This is a genomic window from Polynucleobacter sp. 35-46-11 (genome assembly GCF_002281105.1).
The window spans coordinates 1-2,173 of record NZ_NCFJ01000425.1; the positions used below are offsets into that span (position 1 = coordinate 1).

Sequence of the window (2,173 nt, forward strand, 5' to 3'; positions counted from 1 at the left end):
ACCGCTGGATCGATTTCATAACGAGTCACCACTGGACCTGGGTAAGCGGCAATCACTTTAACTTCTACATTGAACTCAGCTAGCTTGCGCTCGATGAGACGAGAAGTAAATTCCAATACATCAGCTGAGATGGTTTCTTTCGCTTCCGGCACAGGATCAAGTAAAGCCAAAGGTGGCAATTCTGAATCAGGAATGTCTACAAACAGTGGCTGCTGTTTCTCACGCTCAACTCGAGCACTTTTTACAATCTCTACAGGTGCTCGAACAATCTGTATTGGCTTAGCAATTTCAACGCGCCCGCGGAACTCCTCAACAAACTCTTCACGCTCTTCAGCCGCAGCCTCTCCTAGCTTGCGATCCTCTTCACTATCGCGTCGCTCGCGCAAGCGGTTGTAGGCAAGCTCAAGAGATCGCCCCACCTTTTCCGCAACATCTAACCAGGAAAAATGGAGAAATAAAGACAGTCCTGCGCAAAGGGTGAACAGCAAGACTAGGGTGGAACCAGTAAAACCCAAGGTCATTTGCAATGGGTCGCCGATTAACTCACCCAAAATGCCTCCAGGAGGTCTTGGAAGCTCCCAGGTCAAGGAATGTAAGCGAATAGACTCGAGACCCATACTGCTCAATATAGTCAGCCCAAAGCCTAACCAACGCATTAATAGAGAGTCGGGTTTGGCATCAGGGTCGACAGGCAAAGGAATACTCCAAAGCTCACGCCATCCGCTGAGCACCCTACGGCCAAACAGCACAACCCACCAAAAAGCCGAAATACCGAAGATGTAGAGCAATAAATCAGCTAAATAGGCCCCGAAACGCCCTCCCAGGTTCCTGGGAGCCTCAAAGCTAGCATGCGACCAAGCAGGGTCTGCCTTCGAATAAGTCACCAAAATAGCTAATAAGCCCAAACAAAGGCCAACAGAGATAAACCACCGAGCCTCTAGAAGGAGACGGGGCATCCTACCCTGCCCATGATTCTCAGGGGGCTGGGGGCTTAAAGGGGTTTTGGACTTCGGGTATGCGGTTCTTGCCATGTTCTTCCGATTGTAATCAAGCAATCCTATAATTTGAATATGACTACAAATACCCCAAAACACTCTAAAGTTCTCATCCTCGGTTCGGGCCCTGCCGGCTACACGGCTGCCGTTTATGCAGCCCGCGCCAATTTGAACCCAACCCTTATTACCGGCTTGGCACAGGGCGGTCAACTAATGACCACTACTGATGTAGAAAACTGGCCTGCAGACCCAGATGGTGTCCAAGGACCTGAACTCATGGATCGCTTTTTAAAGCATGCAGAGCGCTTTAATACCAACATCATCTTTGACCACATTCATACTGCAGCCTTAACTGAAAAGCCCATACGCTTAGTCGGCGATTCTGGCACCTACACCTGTGATGCTTTAATTATTTCCACGGGCGCCTCCGCTCAATATATTGGCCTTCCTAGTGAGGAAGCATTTATGGGTCGTGGCGTTTCTGGATGCGCAACATGCGATGGCTTCTTCTATCGAAATCAAGACGTTTGCGTAGTTGGTGGTGGCAACACCGCTGTTGAAGAGGCACTCTATCTCACAGGAATTGCCAAGAAAGTAACCGTGATTCATCGTCGCGATAAATTCCGCGCGGAACCAATTCTCAACGACCGCCTCATGGCGAAAGTAGCTGAAGGCAAAGTGGAGCTCAAGTTGAACTCAACTCTTGATGAGGTCCTGGGCGATGAAAAAGGTGTGACTGGTGTTCGCATTAAAAAGGCTGATGGCAGCACGGAAGATATTGCCGTAACTGGTGCCTTTATTGCAATTGGTCACAAACCCAATACCGAATTGTTTGTTGGTCAGTTAGATATGAACAACGGCTACATCAAGACTCACTCTGGCTTGGAAGGCAATGCAACTGCTACTAATATTCCAGGCGTATTTGCGGCGGGTGATGTGCAGGATCACATCTATCGCCAGGCAATTACTAGTGCGGGCACAGGCTGTATGGCTGCTTTAGATGCACAACGTTACTTGGAGACTTTGGATTAATAACTGCTTCGCCAGCCCAAGATAACGCCCGGCCTTGCTGGACGTTTTTCACTCCAGGGCCAGAATAAAGGTTTACCCCGACCAATTTGAGTCCGTACAGACCTCAAAAATACCCCGGAAAGCTTTAAAATTAGCGCCACAACACC

Annotated in this window: 2 protein-coding genes; one reads left to right on the plus strand and one right to left on the minus strand. The window is 49.1% G+C overall.

Going from position 1 to position 2,173, the window contains the following annotated elements; genetic code table 11:
* On the minus strand, nt 1–956 hold a 956-nt coding region (locus B7Y67_RS15895; RefSeq protein ID WP_293599468.1), incomplete at its 3' end, for a DNA translocase FtsK 4TM domain-containing protein.
* Nucleotides 957–1,070: 114 nt separating this feature from the next.
* On the opposite strand from B7Y67_RS15895, the gene trxB reads away from it, so the two are divergent.
* Complete coding sequence (gene trxB / locus B7Y67_RS15900; protein WP_215387469.1) at nt 1,071–2,027, plus strand: thioredoxin-disulfide reductase; 957 nt, start codon at nt 1,071–1,073, stop codon at nt 2,025–2,027.
* The last annotated feature ends 146 nt before the right edge of the window (nt 2,028–2,173 follow it).

Bases quoted from the DNA above. Each gene is read 5' to 3' on its own strand.
- trxB (WP_215387469.1), top strand. From the start codon at position 1,071: ATGACTACAAATACCCCAAAACACTCTAAAGTTCTCATCCTCGGTTCG.